At 70.8% G+C, this 1,197-nt stretch carries 1 protein-coding gene; it reads right to left on the bottom strand.

Annotated elements, in window-relative coordinates:
* Window positions 1–1,197, bottom strand: a 1,197-nt coding sequence (locus C7C46_RS32765) for an alkaline phosphatase family protein (protein WP_146259317.1), incomplete at both ends; no start/stop codon positions are given.

The following is a 1,197-nucleotide window of genomic DNA, read 5'->3' as shown; positions in this document are numbered from 1 at the left end:
CCGGTGAAGCGGCGCAGGAAGCGGTTGGGGCCCACGATTGTCAGGTCGTACTTGCCGGCGCCGTAGTTGGTGGCGCAGTTGAAGAAGTCGCTGGTGGCGCTGCCGGGTGCCACGGTGTACTGCCAGGGGCCGCCGCTGCGGTAGGCGTTGGCGTAGGCCGCGAAGTGCGCGCTGGTGGTGCCGGTGCCCGCGGTGTTGTCCATCGCGAGCCAGACCTTGGTGACGCCGCCGGTGGCGAACTCGAGGTGGTCGAGGTTGGCGTTGGGCTGGTAGGGCAGGGTGCGGGCCGGGCGGGTGCCGCTCTCCTGGGCCGGGAGTGTGTTGTTGGCCGGGGCGGGGTTGGACAGCGGGCCGCAGGTGGCCAGGCCGATGGTCTGCGAGGTGTCGGGCAGGGCGGGCATGCCGTACACCGGGTTGGCGAAGTCGAAGACGCCGGTCAGGTCGCCGCACACCGAGCGGCGCCAGGCGCTGATGTTCACGCAGTTCGCCGGGGTGCCGAGGGCCGCGGTCCAGACTTCCATGAAGCGCAGTACGGAGGTGTGGTCGAAGGTTTCGGAGTTGACCCAGCCGCCGCGTGTCCAGGGGGAGATGGCGATCAGCGGGACCCGGAAGCCCAGGCCGATGTTGGTGTTGTTGTAGAACTCGCCAAGGGTGCCGGGCGGGGCGGCCGGTGGCGGCACGTGGTCGAAGAAGCCGTCGTTCTCGTCGTAGTTGAGCAGCAGCACGGTGGAGTTGAAGACGTCGGGGTCGGCGTTGAGGGCGTCCATCACCAGGTGGACGAAGTGGGCGCCGTCCTGGGGGGTGGCGTAGGGGTGTTCGGAGGACTGCTGGTCGGCGACGATCCAGCAGACCTGGGGCAGGGCGCCGGCCGCCACGTCGGCCTTGATGGCGGCGGCGATGTCGTCGGGGGTGCGGCCGGTCGCCTTCGGGACCGAGCCCATGCCCTTGACCGCGAGGGCGCTGCCGGCCGGGGCGTTGGTGAACTGGGTGAAGTAGGCCAGCGCGTTGTCGCCGAAGTTGTCGGCGGCGTTCTGGTAGACCTTCCAGGACACGCCCGCGGCCTGCAGTGCCTCGGCGTAGGTCTGCCAGTGCAGGCCCGACTCGTCGCCGCCGTCGTAGGCCGGCCCGCCGGCGGTGGCGCCGGGGTCGATCGTGCCGGACCAGTGGTAGGTGCGGTTGGGGCCGGTCGCCGACAGG

Source organism: Streptomyces tateyamensis, assembly GCF_003205575.1.
GTDB classification, from domain to species: Bacteria; Actinomycetota; Actinomycetes; order Streptomycetales; family Streptomycetaceae; genus Kitasatospora; species Kitasatospora tateyamensis.
Note: the sequence above shows the minus strand (reverse complement) of the source record. Positions and strands in the feature narration are given on the sequence as shown.